This window comes from Thioreductor micantisoli (assembly GCF_055392745.1).
The window spans coordinates 950,266-967,442 of sequence record NZ_AP043760.1; the positions used below are offsets into that span (position 1 = coordinate 950,266).

General features: G+C 28.8%; 16 protein-coding genes and 1 tRNA gene. 7 read left to right on the forward strand and 10 right to left on the reverse strand.

All coding sequences use genetic code 11. The annotated features are described in order from the left end of the window. Nucleotides 1-9: 9 nt before the first annotated feature. The gene (locus ACZ5OA_RS05000) at nt 10-3,072 is read right to left on the reverse strand and encodes a hypothetical protein (protein ID WP_464906783.1); all 3,063 of its coding nucleotides are present in this window, start codon (nt 3,070-3,072) and stop codon (nt 10-12) included. A 31-nt stretch (nt 3,073-3,103) separates the two neighbouring features. Then, nucleotides 3,104-5,479 (reverse strand): DUF6701 domain-containing protein, encoded by a 2,376-nt coding sequence (locus ACZ5OA_RS05005; RefSeq protein WP_464906784.1) that lies wholly within the window; start codon nt 5,477-5,479, stop codon nt 3,104-3,106. A 188-nt stretch (nt 5,480-5,667) separates the two neighbouring features. Here ACZ5OA_RS05005 and ACZ5OA_RS05010 point away from each other — a divergent pair, with 188 nt between their 5' ends. From ACZ5OA_RS05010 to ACZ5OA_RS05020, 3 genes are all read left to right on the forward strand, one after another. After that, on the forward strand, nt 5,668-5,919 hold the full coding sequence (locus ACZ5OA_RS05010; protein ID WP_464906785.1) for a type II toxin-antitoxin system RelB/DinJ family antitoxin: 252 nt from the start codon (nt 5,668-5,670) through the stop codon (nt 5,917-5,919). Then, nucleotides 5,912-6,181 carry a type II toxin-antitoxin system RelE/ParE family toxin gene (locus tag ACZ5OA_RS05015; RefSeq protein ID WP_464906786.1) on the forward strand — a complete coding sequence of 90 codons (270 nt, stop codon included), beginning with the start codon at nt 5,912-5,914 and terminating at the stop codon, nt 6,179-6,181. Before ACZ5OA_RS05010 ends, ACZ5OA_RS05015 begins: the two co-directional genes overlap by 8 nt. 204 nt (nt 6,182-6,385) lie before the next feature. Continuing rightward, entirely contained in the window at nt 6,386-6,565 is a 180-nt protein-coding gene (locus ACZ5OA_RS05020; RefSeq protein ID WP_464906787.1) for a hypothetical protein, read from the forward strand. Here the strand turns inward: ACZ5OA_RS05020 and ACZ5OA_RS05025 are convergent. The 3 genes from ACZ5OA_RS05025 to ychF form a co-directional block, all read right to left on the reverse strand. Continuing rightward, nucleotides 6,544-6,627 (reverse strand) — tRNA-Leu (locus ACZ5OA_RS05025). The genes ACZ5OA_RS05020 and ACZ5OA_RS05025 overlap by 22 nt on opposite strands. A 66-nt stretch (nt 6,628-6,693) precedes the next feature. Continuing rightward, nucleotides 6,694-6,996: a F0F1 ATP synthase subunit C gene (locus ACZ5OA_RS05030; RefSeq protein ID WP_464906788.1), complete on the reverse strand. Its 303-nt coding sequence runs from the start codon at nt 6,994-6,996 to the stop codon at nt 6,694-6,696. 271 nt (nt 6,997-7,267) lie between these two features. Beyond that, complete coding sequence (gene ychF, locus ACZ5OA_RS05035; RefSeq protein ID WP_464908326.1) at nt 7,268-8,365, reverse strand: redox-regulated ATPase YchF; 1,098 nt, start codon at nt 8,363-8,365, stop codon at nt 7,268-7,270. A 199-nt stretch (nt 8,366-8,564) separates the two neighbouring features. On the opposite strand from ychF, the gene ACZ5OA_RS05040 reads away from it, so the two are divergent. Together ACZ5OA_RS05040 and ACZ5OA_RS05045 are read left to right on the forward strand one after the other, a co-directional pair. Continuing rightward, nucleotides 8,565-9,014 carry a hypothetical protein gene (locus ACZ5OA_RS05040; RefSeq protein WP_464906789.1) on the forward strand — a complete coding sequence of 150 codons (450 nt, stop codon included), beginning with the start codon at nt 8,565-8,567 and terminating at the stop codon, nt 9,012-9,014. Then, nucleotides 9,004-9,675, forward strand: a complete 672-nt coding sequence (locus ACZ5OA_RS05045) for a nucleotidyl transferase AbiEii/AbiGii toxin family protein (RefSeq protein WP_464906790.1) — start codon at nt 9,004-9,006, stop codon at nt 9,673-9,675. Before ACZ5OA_RS05040 ends, ACZ5OA_RS05045 begins: the two co-directional genes overlap by 11 nt. A 45-nt stretch (nt 9,676-9,720) precedes the next feature. Here the strand turns inward: ACZ5OA_RS05045 and ACZ5OA_RS05050 are convergent, their stop codons facing one another. Genes ACZ5OA_RS05050 through ACZ5OA_RS05065 form a run of 4 tightly spaced genes read right to left on the reverse strand, consistent with a single transcriptional unit; the run spans nt 9,721 to nt 13,416 of the window. After that, nucleotides 9,721-11,109 carry a leucyl aminopeptidase gene (locus tag ACZ5OA_RS05050; protein ID WP_464906791.1) on the reverse strand — a complete coding sequence of 463 codons (1,389 nt, stop codon included), beginning with the start codon at nt 11,107-11,109 and terminating at the stop codon, nt 9,721-9,723. Next, a complete protein-coding gene (locus ACZ5OA_RS05055; RefSeq protein ID WP_464906792.1) occupies nt 11,099-11,662 on the reverse strand; it encodes a DedA family protein in 564 nt (187 codons plus the stop codon). The genes ACZ5OA_RS05050 and ACZ5OA_RS05055 overlap by 11 nt, the downstream gene beginning before the upstream one ends. 20 nt (nt 11,663-11,682) lie before the next feature. Next, the gene (gene trpB, locus ACZ5OA_RS05060; RefSeq protein ID WP_464906793.1) at nt 11,683-12,885 is read right to left on the reverse strand and encodes a tryptophan synthase subunit beta; all 1,203 of its coding nucleotides are present in this window, start codon (nt 12,883-12,885) and stop codon (nt 11,683-11,685) included. A gap of 3 nt (nt 12,886-12,888) precedes the next feature. After that, nucleotides 12,889-13,416 carry an adenine phosphoribosyltransferase gene (locus tag ACZ5OA_RS05065; protein ID WP_464906794.1) on the reverse strand — a complete coding sequence of 176 codons (528 nt, stop codon included), beginning with the start codon at nt 13,414-13,416 and terminating at the stop codon, nt 12,889-12,891. Nucleotides 13,417-13,466: 50 nt separating this feature from the next. Between ACZ5OA_RS05065 and hisS the strand changes: the two genes are divergently transcribed. Next, nucleotides 13,467-14,633 (forward strand): histidine--tRNA ligase, encoded by a 1,167-nt coding sequence (gene hisS, locus ACZ5OA_RS05070; RefSeq protein ID WP_464906795.1) that lies wholly within the window; start codon nt 13,467-13,469, stop codon nt 14,631-14,633. Nucleotides 14,634-14,643: 10 nt separating this feature from the next. Next, a complete protein-coding gene (speA, locus tag ACZ5OA_RS05075; protein WP_464906796.1) occupies nt 14,644-16,470 on the forward strand; it encodes a biosynthetic arginine decarboxylase in 1,827 nt (608 codons plus the stop codon). A gap of 3 nt (nt 16,471-16,473) precedes the next feature. On the opposite strand, the gene ACZ5OA_RS05080 is transcribed toward speA, so the two are convergent. Further along, complete coding sequence (locus tag ACZ5OA_RS05080) at nt 16,474-17,166, reverse strand: flagellar basal body L-ring protein FlgH (RefSeq protein WP_464906797.1); 693 nt, start codon at nt 17,164-17,166, stop codon at nt 16,474-16,476. Nucleotides 17,167-17,177: the final 11 nt, after the last annotated feature.

A 17,177-nucleotide genomic window follows, 5' to 3' on the forward strand; every position in this document is an offset into this window, starting at 1 on the left:
ATAACAAAATTACCAGTTTAATTTATGATAAATTTGTTTATTTAAATGATCATGATTTGTCTTATTAGTATCAACTGTATTTTTATTAACATCATTATGAGAATTATCAACGCTAACTCCCATCCATTCTTTTGGTGCTTTATTTATAATTATATTTACACAAGGATGAGTTGAACAATCAGTATTTGATGCACTTGGGTCTTTATAAGCTTTCCCTGTTTTTGAATACCAAAGCCATGAAGCTATTCCTAAATGTAATGTTGCCTTATATGGTCTTGATGATATATTAGTATTTATATTAATATCTTGAATTCCATTTGTTATAGAATCCTCATTTAGATTAGTTACATTTATTGGATCTTTTGTATATGTTGAATTCACATCTCCATATGTTTTATTATGATCATTATTAGTTATCCAATTATTGTCATGATAATAGACAAAAAGAACAGGAATAACTACATTATTGGTATATAAAGATACACTTTTTGTAGTTACTTTAGCATATCTAAAAATAATATTTTGATCTATAGTTTTGGACCCATTAACATCATCTTCATCTGTTACATTTAAATCATTTAGTGTTAAATTGAAATCATTTACAGGTTTTGAAACTTTTCTATCAAAGTTTATTTTTAAATTCAAACTCAATATACCATTTGAGAAATTACCTTCACCTATTGTAAATGATATATTTTTATCTGTAATATTATTTTCTCCATACTCAGTTAAAACCTTCGATAAATTTTGTATATTAGTTGGAGAAAAAAGAATGGAAATATTGATATCTTTTGCATATAATCCAGCTCTATAATTTGTTGTAGTTTCATCTACTTTATTTTGTGCAGTAATCGTAGCTTTAAGATTTCCACTCATATTTAAATCTTTTGAAAGATATGTATAATTACCTTCATTGAAATTACTTACATTAATCTCTGTTACATCAAAATGATCTGGAATTACTCTAAAAAACCCTGAACTACCAGAATTAATAAATCTTTCGCTATCTGGTGTGTCATCTGCATCAACTTTTGCAAATTCACTACCATTTATTTCTGAAAGTGTTAGATTGATATCACCAACTTCTGGATATTTAAGATAATTAATATTGGCAACTCCATTTTCAAAATTAAAGCTATAATCTAAACTACCAATATTAGCACTACTATTAGCATCTTTTACACTTAAATTTAAATTACTAATTGATTCATTATAATTATCTACTCTATTACTATTTTCATCTACTGCATTCATGGAAATAAAAGAGATATTGTTATCTGCTTTATTAATTCCAGTTCCACTTATTCCAAAATGGTCTGGTCTAATTGCAAAGTTATCTGAACTATAAAATTTTCTAATACAAGGACCTGTATCTGTCGAAGTTGAACATTCTTTATAGTTATCATAAACATCCTTACAATAATCATATGGATATAAAGTATAATCATTTCCATCATAACTAGAGCATACTTTGAATTGCACATACACATCTCGATATGCTTTTGAGATATTAAAATTATGATTTGTTGTAGCAGGACTTGAAGCATCAAAAGGTTCATAATCAGTTATATTATTTTCATTATTATCATTATCAACTAATGCATATCTAATATCTATACCTCTTTTTGTTTTAATAGCATCATTATTTTTATTAATTGAAGCAATTATTAAACTAAAATTTTGATTAACAATTTTTGTGGTTATATTTCTATCACTTATACCATGATCTGTATCATTATTCCAAGCATCAAAAAAACCATGTGGTAATTCTCCTCCTCCAGAGCTAGAATTTTGACATTGACCAACAATTAAATCATAATGTCTTCCCTCTTCATCTTCATAATGTGCTAAATAAAGAGAACTCTCATACCATTTACAAAAATCAAAACCAAATAATGAATATGTATATGTTTGTTGATAATTGCTTTCATCTGTTGGACCATAATTGTAATTATTATCACCCAATTTATAAGTAACAATTCTATCATTGAATAAAGAAGCATCTATTCCTAATCCACTTACATTAACTAATCCACTATTTGATTGATCTGCATTTCTTACTTTATTTTCATCTTGATCTACTACTTCATTTCTATTAAACATGCTAAGAGAAAAAATTGATTTTTTATGTGCTTCATCTATACTTACATTACTTAAATTTTCATCTGATTTGATAGGAACTTCTATCTCAGAAAACATACTAATAGAAAACCCTGGACATTGTCCAAAATCAAAATTCATACCTGAAACTTTTGGAGTATCATAACATAAAGGACACTCACCATAACCCAAGTCATCAGCATTAGTATCATAATAAAAATAGTGCTTACTACCTTTAATACTTATATCACCTTCACTTGTTAAAGCTCCATGAAGTGTAAATCTGGATCCAGGTAAAGTAGTTTCTCCTTTTACATAAACAAATCCATTTAATTCTGTATCAGAACCACTAACATCAAAATCTCCACCTACATAAATAAATAAATTACTTGCTTTAGTATTTTCATCATTTATATTCATTCCACTTCCACTAGATTCTAAATTATTCTTGACAAATATACGAACAATTCCATTTTTTGGTAAAATAATTTTACTATTACTACCAGTAAAGGTAAGTTCGTCAAAATAATAATCTCCTGGCTCATCAAAAATAACTGTAGTATGACTACCACTAAATTTATAACTTCCAACTGTCATATATTTTATATTATTATCATCATAACTATTTGTAGGAGTTAGATGTATTGTTTTATTACTTCCAGTATAATGCTCATCATCACTACTTGTTAACAAAATATGATCATATTTATTTTTTGGTGGATCTATTCTACTACAATTTTGTAAATTAGAATCATCCTCATTTACTGAACATTGTAATTTATTCTGATTGTCATTATAAATTTGTGCAGAAATACTTGCAGAATTATAAACTTTGTGATTTGATCCTACAACTTTTATAGTTTTATATGAAGTTAAAGCACTTGGAAAAATTCCACATGTATAATTATTATCATAATCAACACCAAAAAGTAAACTAATCCCTATACTCATCATTAAAAATATTTTTTTCATCTTCCCCCCCCCCTTTTTTAAATTTGTTAAATTACCAATTTAATTTATGATAAATTTGTTTATTTGAATTGTTGATATCTTTCCTCTTTATTTTTATAGTATTGTTACTAACATTGTTTTCTGCATTTGGGACTCCAACTCCTGCCCAATCTTTTGATAATTTATTTATAATTATATTCGAACAAGGATGAGTTGAACAATCAGTGTTTGATGCACTTGGTTCTATATAAGCTTCCCCTGTTTTTGAATACCAAAGCCATGGATCTATTCCTAAATGTAATGTTTCTTTATATGGTCTTGATGTTACATTAGCAAGGTTTAGATCAATATTTTGAGTTCCTTTTGTAATATTATTTTCATTTAAAGTAACAGAAGTTCCTTTTGGATATGTATCATTCACATCCCCATATGTTTTATTAATATGATTTTCATTAATTACCCAATCATTATTATAATAGTAGTAATAATGAACAGGAACAACAACATCATTACCATATGTAGATACATCTTCTGCTTCTGCTTTACCATATCTAAAAGTTAAAGGTTGGTTTTTAAGATTATTTGAGACATCATTACCATTTGTAACATTATCATCATTTGTTACATTTAAATCATTTAATGTTAGATTGAAATCATTTACTGCTTTTGAAACTTTTCTATCAAAGTTTATTTTTAAACTCAAATTAAATTCCCCATTTGAGAAATTACCTTCACCTATCGTAAATGATATGTTTTTATCTATTAAAATATTATTTTCTCCATATTGAGTTAAGATTTTATCTGAAACATTATTTTCCGAAGTTGTAAATGGAATTGAAATATTTACATCTTTTGCATATAATCCAGCTCTATAATTTATTGTAGTTTCATTTGCTTCATTTTCTGCCGTAATTGTAGCATTAAGCTCTCCACTCATATTCAAATCATTAGAAAGATATGTATAACTACCTCCCTCGAAATTGCTTACATTAACATTTGTTATAGCAAAATGGTCTGGAATAACTCTAAATTTATTTGAAACATTAGATTCTATCAATCTTTGATCATCTGGTGTATCATCTTCATCTACTTGTGCAAATTCACTACCATTTATTTCTGAAATATTTAAATCAATTGTTCCAACTTCTGGATATTTAAGATAATCAATGGTAGCATTTCCATCTTTAAAACTAAAGCTATGATTTACTTCTGGAACATATGCACTTGAATTATTATCTATTGCATATAAAATTAATACATTACTTGATTTATTATAATCTTTTACTGGCTTACCATTTTCACCCACTGCAGTTATAGAAATAGTTGACATATTATTATCTGCTTTGTAAATAGAATTATTAGGCACATTTATTTCAAAATGGTCTGGTCTAATTGCAAAATTATCTGTGCTATAAAATTTTCTGATACATGGATCATCCCAAAATCCCCTCTTTTCTTTTACATCTGAACATTCATCCTCATTACCATTATGATCTACACAATCATCATAATCAAATAAAGTATAATCACTTCCATCATATTTAGAACATACTTTAAATTGCACATATACATCTTTATATGCTTTTGATATATTAAAATCAGGAGTTATATAAGCATCTTTAGAAGCATCAAAAGTTCCATAATCAGTTATATTATTTTCATTATTATCATTATCAACTAATGCATATTTAATATCTATATCATTATTCCACCCTTCAGTTGGCTGCGTATCAACTTCACCATCTTTAATTGAAGCTATTGTTAAATTAAAATCTTGATTAACAATTTTTGTTGTTATATGTCTATCATTTATACCATACTTTGCATCATTCCAATTCCAAGCATCAAAATATCCAATATGTGGTAATTCATTAGAGCCAGAACTAGAACAAGGCTTAAGTATTATAGTTTGATTAACATCATTTTTATCAGTATAATGAGCTATATACTCTAAACTATTACCCCAATTTAAAAAATCAAAACCCATTAATGCATTAGAATATAATTGTTTATAATTATTATCACTTGTTGGACCATAATCTCCTAATTGATATTGTATTGTTTTTGTATTAAATAAAGAAGTGTCCATACCAAATGCATTTAAATCTGCGAATCCATTATTTGATTGTGTTGCATTTCCTACATAGTTTCCATCTTGATCTATTACTTCATTGTTTTTAAACATATCAAAAGAAAAAATATTTTTATGCAATTCATCTATAGTTACATTCTTTAAAGCTTCACTAGCTTTAATTGGAACAGTAACTGTTGGAAGGAAACTAAAACCAAAAAAATGAAATCCACCCTCAATAGGCGGATCATAACAAATAGGGTCATCATCTGCATACAGACTTGAACCCACCAATCCCGATATAAAAAACATCGTAACAATAAAATGTGATAAACCACTTTTCATTATTTTTTTCATAATAACTCCTAATAAAATAATATATTATATTATATCACAAAAAAATAATATTCGGAAATAATTTGGAAATTTATTCATTTTGTATTCATTTTATAACGAGATAAATAGTAGAATAATTCAAAATTTAAAAAATTATCCTTGCTTTTTGTATCCCAAATGGGATATAATAAAACAAAAAAGGATTGAGAATGAAAACTCAAACAAGTATAAGAGTAGAAAAAGAGTATTTTCAAGAAGCAAAAGAAATTTTAGGAAGTTTAGGGTTAAGCTATTCAGAAGCAGTTAATATTTTTACTGCAATGATAGTTAAATACAAAGGATTACCTTTTGAAGTAAAAATTCCAAATAAAACTACACAAAAAGCTATTAAAGAAACAAGAGCTGGTAAAAATGTAAAAAAAATAAATTTAAATGAACTTAAAAGAATAAATAATGCTTAAACTTAAAAGACATAAGCAGTTTATAAAAGATATAAATAAAATAAAAATGACAGATACTCAATTTCAAAAATTTATTAATTACATCTCTTTACTGGTAAATAATAAAGAATTACCACCAGAAGCAAAAGACCATTTTCTAACTGGTGAATGGACTGATACAAAAGAGTTTCATTTAGGAGGCGACTTATTAGTTATCTACATCAAAATAAATAAAGAAATAACACTTATTAGAATAGAAACTCACTCACAGCTTTTTAAATAATGGTGCTGGGGGGGGGGAAGTTGAACCCCCCACGAGTTGCCTCACAAGCCCCTCAAGCCTGCGTATCTACCATTCCACTACAATCGCTCCTTTGAAATTATATATTGCATATTACAATACACAAAATAGATATTTTCAGAAGATTTTTAAAATTTATTCATTTTTATGCTACAATTATGTATTACAACAATACAAAGGATAAGTATGTTAAGCGTAGGACTTGATAAGCAAATAGAAAATAATAGAATTAAAGATAAAAAGGATGCAATAGAATATTTTATAAATAATCCAATTGATACTAAAATAGAAGAGCTTAAAGCTATACAAAAGGTTAAAAATGATAAGAATATTTATAAATATAATGGTGCGATTGGGGGGAGTTGAACCCCCACGAGTTGCCTCACAAGCCCCTCAAGCCTGCGTGTCTACCATTCCACCACAATCGCTTAAATAATCTCTAATAATTTATTATATTGAAAGATTTCGGAAGTATTTCCCAGAAGGGAAAGAGATTATCCAATAAATGGATTTGAGTAAAGAGCAATCAAAGCTAATACAAGTGTATAGATAACTTGTGCTTCAATCATCGCTAATGCGATAAACATTGTTCCCATTAGTTTCCCACCCATACCTGGGTTTCTAGCTGTTCCTGCAATTGTAGCTGCTGCAGTATGACCCATACCGATAGCACCACCAAGTGCTGCAATACCTAAACCAACTACTGCTGCTAAAACAGAGTAAGCTTTTACCATTTCACCATCTGCTGCAAATGCCATACCAGCGAATGCAACTAATAAAAATAGAACTTTTTTCATAAGTTTCTCCTAATATAAATTTTTGTGATACTTTCAATCACTTTCAAAGTCCGTTCGGCTTGCGTATCCCTACTTAACACTTTGTAATGGAATTATACAAAAAAAATTTATAATTTGCAATTTTTTATTTACTCATCAATATATTAATACAAAAATCCAAACAAATAAAGAGGAATTATATTTTCATTACCAAATTCAATATTATCTTTTACTAAAAAACTATTTTAAAAAGTATTTAACATAGATTGCCTTTTTTAATAAGCAAAAAGGATTAAACATTAAATCTAAAGTGCATAACATCACCATTTTGCACGATATATTCTTTTCCTTCAAGTCTCATTTTTCCGGCTTCTTTAGCGCCTTGTTCTCCACTACACTCTACAAAGTCTTCATAGCTAATCACTTCGGCTCTAATAAATCCTTTTTCGAAATCCCCATGAATCACACCAGCAGCTTGTGGAGCAGTCCAACCATTTACGATAGTCCAGCTTCTCACTTCCACTTTTCCAGCTGTAAAATAGTTGATTAGATTTAGTTTTGCAAATGCTTTTCTGATGATTTGCTCTAACCCACTCTCATCTGCACCTACATCATTTAAAAACTCTTTTTTCTCTTCTTCACTCATATCAATCATATCTTCTTCGAATTTAGCACAAAGTTTAACCACATCTCTGTTTCTTTCTTTTGCATACTCTTTTAACTTCTTAACATATTCATTATCTTCAGAAAGTCCCTCTTCATCTACATTTGCCGCATACATTACTTCTTTGTCAGTTAAGAAATTCATATCTCTTTTTATTGACATAAATTCATCACTATCATCAGTATAGCTGCTTACAGGATTATCTTCAAGTAAAAATTCATAAAGTTTTTCAGCTACTTCAAGCTCTTTGCCTGCATCTTTACTTCCTCTTGCTTGTTTTTTCAGTCTTTCTATTTTCTTTTCTAATTGTTGAATATCTGCATATAAAAGCTCTTGTTCTATAATTTCTACATCTCTAATAGGATCAACTGAATTTTCTACATGAATTACATTTGCATCATCAAAACATCTAACCATATGCAAAATCAAATCAGTTTCTCTAATGTTTGCTAGAAATTGATTTCCAAGCCCTTCCCCTTTGCTCGCACCCTTTACAAGTCCAGCAATATCTACAAATTCAATAGTTGAATATTGAATTCTTTCAGGTTTTACAATTTTTGCTAAAGCATCAATTCTTTTGTCTGGAACTGGAACTATCGCACTATTTGGCTCAATCGTACAAAATGGAAAATTTTGTGCATTTGCATTTTGTGTTTTTGTCAGTGCATTAAAAGTTGTACTTTTTCCTACATTTGGAAGACCTACTATACCTACTTTCATTATTATCCTTTAAAATTTTTTGGAATTTCTAAATTAAATGGAATTATATCTTAAATAAGTTGAATTTTAAAATATTCTTATTAGCTAATATCAATAAAAATAAAAGAAACATTGATAGTTTTCATTATTTATTTTTCAAATACTCTCGTGACATATTGACATTTAGGCAATATTCACCTATAATTTCAAAAAATAAGGTATTATTATGACACAGCAACAAATGAGTAAATTATTAGATATATCAGATAGAACACTTAGAGATTGGAAAAAAAGTAGGCAACGATTATATGAATTATTAGAATCAATAGATTACCGTGAAGCAAAAAGAAAAATAAATGCTGTAGATACTAATGATGTAATAGATTTTGATCCTACTGATTATTCTCATAATCTTTTTTGGCAAACAAATCAAAAAAGTAAACAAAAGGTTTACTCCATTATTTCTAAATATTTATCCAGTATGGATCCTAATGATATAAAAATATTATGCAAACAATTTGGTAAAAATTTAGTAAAAAGTGTATTAAGAGATAAATATAAAAAAATGTATGCAAAAGGTTTTATATCTACTAATGGTATGGATATTCCTCTAAGTGGAACTTTTGAAAAGAATGAAATGTATAGAAGACTAATAGGTATAATAAATGACTGCTAATGTTAAAAATACTTTAGATAAAATATGTAATAATGAAATATTTGATGATGAGCTCTATTTTACTGGAGGTACAGCTTTAGCTTATTATTTAAATCATAGAATATCAGAAGATATTGATATAGCCTCTCCAAAAACTTTACCATATAAAAAAATAATACCTGCAATAACAACTCTTGGTGGTATTAAACTACAAGATGAAAATGTTACTGCTTTAAGAATAGCTGGGCTATTTCCAGATGAATATATGATAAAGTTTATACTAAATAATGTAAAACTAGAATTTTTTCAAGCAAATAGACCTATCCAAAAAGATATTTTATCAAATGCATCTTTTTCAAATTATAAAGATTCAAATTTAAAAATACTTGATGTTAAGTCAATTGCTAAACTAAAAATAGTTGCTTTGATTATGAGAAATAAATTAAGAGATTTATTTGATTTTGGAGCAATGATAGAACATAATATTCTTTCAAACGATGAAATAGTAAATTTATTCTCAAAAATTGATAATAAAATAACTTCAATTGAAAATATTATTGATTTTATTAAATCTAAAAAAGAATCAAAAGATGATGAAGCTGTTTACCTAAGTGAAACAAATAGGATAGATTTAAATTTTCAAGAGATTAAAGAACAAGTAATTAAAAAACTCTACTATTGATAATTGCATTCTTTTCTCTTAGACAAAATAAGGAAAAAACCTTATTTATTTTTGAAGCTCATATAAAAATCTTAGAGTCATATTTACTCCAGCTCCAGTCGCTCCATGAGGATTGTATCCCCACTCTTTTTCTACAAAAGCAGGACCTGCTATATCAATATGAGTCCATTTATCTTTGTTTTCTTCTTCCACAAATTCACTCAAAAATAGCCCTGCTGTAATAGCTCCACCATATCTACTTGAAGCAATATTACAAATATCCGCTACATTACTTTTTAGAAGTTTTGGTAAATATCTATTAAAAGCAAGTGGAGTATAAAGTTCAGATACTTTCTCACCCATTTTTACAATCATTTCTTTTGTTTTATCATTAAATCCCATCACTCCACTTGTATATTCTCCAAGTGCAACTACACAAGCCCCTGTCAAAGTAGCATAATCAAACATATAATCAAAATCTTTGATATTTTCTTGTGCATAACATAAACAATCAGCTAAAACTAATCTTCCTTCTGCATCTGTATTTCTTACCTCGATACTTTTTCCATTTTTAGCAATTAAAACATCATCTGGTTTATAAGCATTTCCACCTATCATATTTTCAGCCGCACCTATAACTCCGTGAACTTCAATGTCAAGTCCTAGTTTTTTAACCGCATTCATAATTCCAAGAACTGCACTTGCCCCACTTTTATCACTTTTCATAGTTACCATATATTCAGCTGGTTTCAAACTAAGACCACCACTATCATAAGTTAGACCTTTACCAATCAATACAATTTTTCTTGTAGCTTTTTGGGGTTTATACGCTAAATGAATAAGTCTTGGAGTATGATTTGATGCTTTTGCTACTGCATAAAACGCACCATATCCTTCTTTTTTAAGATATTTTTCATCATAAATATTACATTCATATCCATTTTCTTTTGCAATTTTTTGGGCATAATCAGCCATAACTTCTGGATATACCTCATCTGGCATAGAGTTAACTATATCTCTTGTAAGATTTATACTCTCAGCTCTAATTTCAGCTACTTTTAGAGCTTCTTTTAGAAGTTCTTCATCTCCTGCAATCATCACTTTTTTTAGATGTTTTGCTTTTTTTGTTTTATATTTATCAAATTCATAATCACCTAAAATAAGCCCTTCTAAAAAGTTTTCTAAAATATCCCTGTTTTTTGTTTTTGGTGCTCTAATTTTGAAACATTTTGTTTTTTCTTTTAGAACTTTTGCAATTTTTGATGAAGCAATTTTGATATTTTCTTCATTTAAACTCTCAATTGCAATTATAAATTTTTTTCTTTCAGGTAAAAATAGAGTCTCTTCATTCTCACATTTAAACCCAAACTCACTATATCTATCTTTTTTACCAACTATAATTTCTGCTTCAAAACTATTTTCTTTTTTATAATTTTTTACTATTTCAAATTTCATTTTCTTCCTTTTTGTTAAAATACCACATAATTCCAAATACAAGTGCTAAAAACAGTACTGAAATATACCAATGATCTTTAGCCCATGTAATTAATTGTAAAATCTCTTTTCCATAAATATAAGCAGGTATTATAGTGACACTTGACCATACAAATGCACTAAAAAAATTTATTATAGCAAATTTTTTCTTATCATATCCACTTAAACCAACTGCTAGAGGAATGATTGAACGCATTCCATAGATAAATCTTTGAAAAAATATAAGCCACATTCCATATTTGCTAAGAAGTAGCCTTGCACGAGCAAACTTTCTTCTATGCTGTGCAAACTCACGATGAACATAACTTTTATTATATTTTCCCACATAAAACCAAAGCTGATCTCCTGCAAATCCTCCAAGACCTGCCACTACAATAGACATCGGCACATTCATATGCCCTGTATGAGATAATACCCCTGCCATCACAAGACCCGTCTCACCTTCTGCCATCGACCAAAAAAATAGGATTATATATCCGTAATCTTTTAGCCATTCTACTAATGTTGCTTCCAAATTTTTACCTTAAATTAAATTTACTCATCATCAAACTTCAAAATATCTTTTGCTTGAATCATATCTTTATCACCTCTTCCACTTAAATTGATAATAATTATTTCATCTTTTTTGATATCCATTTTTTTAAGATACGCAACTGCGTGAGAACTTTCAAATGCTGGAATAATTCCTTCTGTTTGAGAAAGCCACACAAAAGCATCAAGCGCTTCTTTGTCTGTGATACTATCATATTTTATACTTTTATTTTCGAAATGAAAAGCATGTTCAGGTCCTATTCCAGGATAATCAAGCCCTGCTGAAATAGAATAAGCTTCATGAATTTGTCCATCATCATCTTGGAGTAAATAACTCATTTGTCCATGTAATACTCCAGCACTTCCCTTTTGAAGACTTGCTCCATGAAAATCAGTATCAAGCCCTTTCCCTCCTGCTTCTATTCCAATACATTGCACCCCTTCATCTTCTAAAAAGTGAGAAAAAAGCCCTATTGCATTACTTCCACCACCAATACAAGCTATAACTTTATCAGGAAGTCTTCCTTCCGCTTCTAAAATCTGTTTTCTTGCTTCATAGCCTATAATTGCTTGGAAGTCTCTAACCATCATAGGATATGGATGAGGTCCGGCAACTGTTCCTATTACATAATAAGTATCTCTAGCATTTGTAACCCAATAACGAATTGCATCATTCATAGCGTCTTTCAGCGTTTTACTTCCACTCTCAACTGGATGAACTCTAGCTCCAAGCAATTTCATTCTAAACACATTAAGTTCTTGTCTTTTCACATCTTTTGCACCCATAAACACATCACATTCAAGTCCAAAAAGTGCTGCAGCTGTAGCAGTTGCAACTCCGTGTTGACCAGCTCCCGTCTCGGCTATTACTTTTGTTTTTCCCATTTTTTTAGCAAGTAAGCATTGAGCAATTGTATTGTTTACTTTATGAGCTCCGGTATGATTCAAATCTTCTCTTTTTAGATAAACTTTTGCTCCAAGTTCTTTACTAATATTTTCACAAAACCATAGAGGAGAAGGACGCCCAATATATTGCTTGAAATAATAATCCATCTCTTTCCAAAACCCTTCATCAAATCTATACTTATTGTAAGCAACTTTGAGTTCTTCTAATACTGGCATTAGTGTCTCAGGCACATATTGCCCTCCAAATTTTTCAAAATGTCCATTATCATCTGGATCATATATAGCTTTTGGAATATACATCTTTTAATCCTTTAAAATAGAAAATATCGGGCTTTGTAATTTTTTAGCCCCTTCTAAAAATTCAAGTTCAATAATAAAACAGCTTTCCACTACTTCAGCTCCTGCTTTTTTGATTAAACTCTCAGCTGCTTTTGCAGTTCCACCTGTTGCAATTAAATCATCAATCAATAAAACTTTGGGATTTTTAACATCTCTAAAAGCATCGATATGAATCTCAACCTCATCAAAACCATATTCAAGAGCATATTTTTCAGCAATTGTAGTATATGGAAGTTTCCCTTTTTTTCTAACTGGCACAAAACCTACATTAAGTGCATAAGACAGGGCAGAGCCAAAAATAAAACCACGACTTTCAATCCCTGCTACAAAATCAATGTTTTTATTTTCATATCTAACTTTTAAAAATTCTATTAAACTTTTAAAAGCTTTAGAATCATTCAGTAATGTTGTAATATCTTTAAACATTATCCCTTTTTGAGGAAAATCAGGAACGGTTCTAATTGAATTATTTAAAATTTCTTTAATATCCATAATAAGACCTTTAAATTTTTGTATAATTATAGCAAAAAAAGGTATATTAAATGATTAAAGCTTTAAGAGGTATGAAAGATATTATTGAAGATAGTGATAAATTTACTCATTTTATAAAAAAAGCTTCTGAGGTTTCTGAAAATTTTTGTTTTGAATATATAGAAACTCCACTTTTGGAAGAAACAAGATTATTCAAAAGAAGTGTAGGTGAAAGTAGCGATATTGTAAATAAAGAAATGTATCAATTCACTGATAAAGGTGGAAATGATGTTTGCCTAAGACCTGAAGGTACTGCTGGAGTTGTGCGAGCATATATGGAACATAAATTTGACAAAATGGCTACTCCTAAACAGTGGTATTATTATGGTCCTATGTTTAGATATGAAAGACCACAAAAAGGAAGACTTAGAGAATTCCATCAGTTTGGAGTGGAAAGTTTTGGTGAAGCAAGTGTTTATGAAGACATAAAAGTTATTTTGTTAGCAAGTAAAATTTTGGATAGTTTTAAGATAAATTATACTCTAAAAATTAATTCATTAGGTTGTAGTGAATGTCGTCCTACTTATATGAAAGATTTAGTCTCATTTCTAGAAGAAAAAAAAGATAATCTTTGTGAAGATTGTCAAAGAAGAATTATTCAAAATCCTCTAAGAGTATTGGATTGTAAAAATGAAAATTGTCAAAATGAGCTTCAAACTGCTCCAAAAATAACTCATAATTTATGTGAAAATTGTAATAAAGATTTTGAAAAATTACAAAATGAACTTAAGAAATTAAATATAGAATATGAAGTAGATACAAATTTAGTAAGAGGACTTGATTATTACAATAAAACTGCCTTTGAATTTGTAAGCACAGAAATTGGCGCTCAAAGTGCTATTTGTGGGGGTGGAAGATATGATAAACTAGTCGAAATGCTTGATGGAAAACCTGTACCAGCGGTTGGGTTTGCTATGGGAATAGAGAGACTTCTACCTCTTGTAAATATAGAAAATCAAAGAAACGGTATTTATTTAGGAATAATGACGGAAGATGCAAGAGATATGGCTTTAGCTAAATTTAATGAATTAACAAAAGATAACAAAGTTTATTTCGAAAATAGAGTTAGAAAACTAAATCAACATCTAAAAAAAGCAGATAAATTAAATCTTAAAAAAGTAATGATTATTGGAGAAGATGAACTTAAAAACGAAACATTTTGGGAAAAAGAGTTGTAAAGGCAAATAAATGGATTATGGTATAAATATGTGGGGACTTAATAACTTTTTTATAGATAATGATAAAGTTGCTATAAATTATGGAAATGAACCAACTCTTATAGAAATAGTAAAAGAAATCGAAAGTAAAGGATATGAGGGGCCTATTTTACTTAGATTTCCTCATCTTATTAAAAAACAGATAAATACTTTATATTCAAACTTTAACCGCGCTATTAAGGAGTTTAAGTATGAAGGAGAGTTTAAAGCAGTTTTCCCTCTAAAAGTAAATCAATTCCCATCATTTGTAGAGCCACTTAGTAAAATTACATCAAAATATAATTATGGATTAGAAGCTGGAAGTAAAGCAGAACTTATTTTGGCTATGACTTATAATAATATAGACTCCCCTATTACGGTAAATGGTTTTAAAGATAAAGAAATGATAAGACTTTGCTTTATCGCTGGGAAAATGGGATATGACATTACCGTAACGATCGAAGGACTTAACGAGCTTGATTCTATAATTGAAGTAGCAAAAGAGTTTGGAAAAAATTTAGTCCATATTGGGATTAGAATTAGACTTCATTCAGGCGGTAGTGGATTATGGGCAAAAAGTGGAGGAATTGAATCAAAATTTGGTCTAAGTGCTACTGAAATTATAGAAGCGACTGAGAGACTAAAAAAAGAAAATATAATAGACAAACTTAGAATGATTCATTTTCATATAGGAAGCCAAATAAATGATATAGCACCGGTCAAAAAAGCTCTTAGGGAAGCCGGAAATATTTATGCAGATTTAATAAAATTAGGTGCACATAATCTAAAAGCTATTAATTTAGGTGGTGGTTTGGCAATAGAATATTCTCAAAATCAAGAAATTAGAGATAAAAACTACTCAATTAATGAGTTTGCAAATGATGTTGTATTTTTACTAAAAGAAGTTACTACTAAAAAACAAGTCCCTATGCCAAATATTTTTACAGAATCAGGACGATTTATTGCAGCAACAAGTGCTGTTTTGATAACTCCTATAATCGAGCTTTTTAGCTCTGAATATACTTCAAAAGCCTTGAAATTAAAAGAAACAAATCCACCATTAATTGATGAATTAAATGATTTATATAAAAATATCAATGAAAATAATTATATAGAGTATTTTCATGATGCACTTGACCATTTAGAGAGTTTACTCACTCTTTTTGATTTAGGTTATATTGATTTGATTGATAGAAGTAATGCTGAGGTTTTAGTACATTTAACCATCAAAAAGGCGGTGATTTTTGCATCACATAAAGGCTTTAAACATAATGAACTTAAAAAAATAAATGATAGAATTCAAGAAAAATATTTAGCAAACTTCTCTATTTTCCAAAGCCTGCCAGATTTTTGGGGACTTGGACAAAGATTTCCCGTAATGCCAATAACTCATCTAAATAAAACTCCTACAAGAAGTGCTACTATTTGGGATATTACTTGTGATAGTGATGGTGAAATTCCTTTTAGCAAACAAAATCCACTCTATTTACATGATGTTGAATTAGACAAAGAAGAGTATTATTTGGGATTTTTCTTAATTGGTGCTTATCAAGAGATTTTGGGAATGAGACATAACCTATTTACTTATCCAAATGAAGCAAATATAGAGTTTGATGATGATGGAAATTATAAAATAACAGAATTATATTCAACTCAAAGCATAAATGATATTTTAATTGATTTAGATTATGATATAGATGAAATTCATAGAAAACTTAAAACTTTAATAGATAATCAAGATTTAAAAGAAGAAGAGAAAAAAGAACTTCTTGGAAAACTTTTAATTCATCTAAATGATACAGTTTATTTGAAAAAATAGAAGTTAATAAGGACTAACAGCATCCAAAAATTTAGCAAACCAATTTTTACTGGTTGCTTGTTCAACATCTCCTTCTGTTTTATATTCGATTTTTGCATCTGCAATATATTTAGAATCTATAGTATTTGTTGCATCAATATCATTTGCACGAATTACACCACAAACTCTAATTATATTTTTTTCACCATCAATCATTACTTGACGGCTTCCAGCAATAAAATAATTTCCATTTTTTAAAACTTTTATAATCCTTGCTGTTACACTTGCAGTAAATGAATCATCTCTTGTATTACTTCCTTGTCCTTGATAACTTCTATTAGTTGTATTATCAGTCAACGAATTTAGTCCAGGATGAATTCCTGCCATTCCTGCTACATGATTAATTCCAGCAGCTAACAAATTAACTCCTCCCATTGGAGTAGTTGTGGCTTCACTTGTCTGTTTTTTACCACTAGAAGTAGATTTTACTTTGAAATTGATTAAAACTGTTACAATATCATTTATTCTCATAGCTTTTTTATCAGAAAAAAGATTATCACCATTATTAAAAAGAGAACCTATATTATGAGATACTTCTATATCTTTTGATGGCATTTGCTCTACATATTTGGGAGGCGTCATATCTATATCAGGGTCCATTGGGTGATGAGAACAACCAATAAAAAATAATGGAAGTAAAAACAGATATTTTTTCATTAAAAAAGCCT

Excerpts from the sequence above, each read along its gene's own strand:
- ACZ5OA_RS05000 (WP_464906783.1), bottom strand. The coding sequence starts at position 3,072 with ATGAAAAAAATATTTTTAATGATGAGTATAGGGATTAGTTTACTTTTT.
- ACZ5OA_RS05005 (WP_464906784.1), bottom strand. The coding sequence starts at position 5,479 with ATGAAAAAAATAATGAAAAGTGGTTTATCACATTTTATTGTTACGATG.
- ACZ5OA_RS05010 (WP_464906785.1), top strand. The coding sequence starts at position 5,668 with ATGAAAACTCAAACAAGTATAAGAGTAGAAAAAGAGTATTTTCAAGAA.
- ACZ5OA_RS05015 (WP_464906786.1), top strand. The coding sequence starts at position 5,912 with ATGCTTAAACTTAAAAGACATAAGCAGTTTATAAAAGATATAAATAAA.
- ACZ5OA_RS05020 (WP_464906787.1), top strand. The coding sequence starts at position 6,386 with ATGTTAAGCGTAGGACTTGATAAGCAAATAGAAAATAATAGAATTAAA.
- ACZ5OA_RS05030 (WP_464906788.1), bottom strand. The coding sequence starts at position 6,996 with ATGAAAAAAGTTCTATTTTTATTAGTTGCATTCGCTGGTATGGCATTT.
- ACZ5OA_RS05040 (WP_464906789.1), top strand. The coding sequence starts at position 8,565 with ATGACACAGCAACAAATGAGTAAATTATTAGATATATCAGATAGAACA.
- ACZ5OA_RS05045 (WP_464906790.1), top strand. The coding sequence starts at position 9,004 with ATGACTGCTAATGTTAAAAATACTTTAGATAAAATATGTAATAATGAA.
- ACZ5OA_RS05050 (WP_464906791.1), bottom strand. The coding sequence starts at position 11,109 with ATGAAATTTGAAATAGTAAAAAATTATAAAAAAGAAAATAGTTTTGAA.
- trpB (WP_464906793.1), bottom strand. The coding sequence starts at position 12,885 with ATGTATATTCCAAAAGCTATATATGATCCAGATGATAATGGACATTTT.
- ACZ5OA_RS05065 (WP_464906794.1), bottom strand. The coding sequence starts at position 13,416 with ATGGATATTAAAGAAATTTTAAATAATTCAATTAGAACCGTTCCTGAT.
- hisS (WP_464906795.1), top strand. The coding sequence starts at position 13,467 with ATGATTAAAGCTTTAAGAGGTATGAAAGATATTATTGAAGATAGTGAT.
- speA (WP_464906796.1), top strand. The coding sequence starts at position 14,644 with ATGGATTATGGTATAAATATGTGGGGACTTAATAACTTTTTTATAGAT.
- ACZ5OA_RS05080 (WP_464906797.1), bottom strand. The coding sequence starts at position 17,166 with ATGAAAAAATATCTGTTTTTACTTCCATTATTTTTTATTGGTTGTTCT.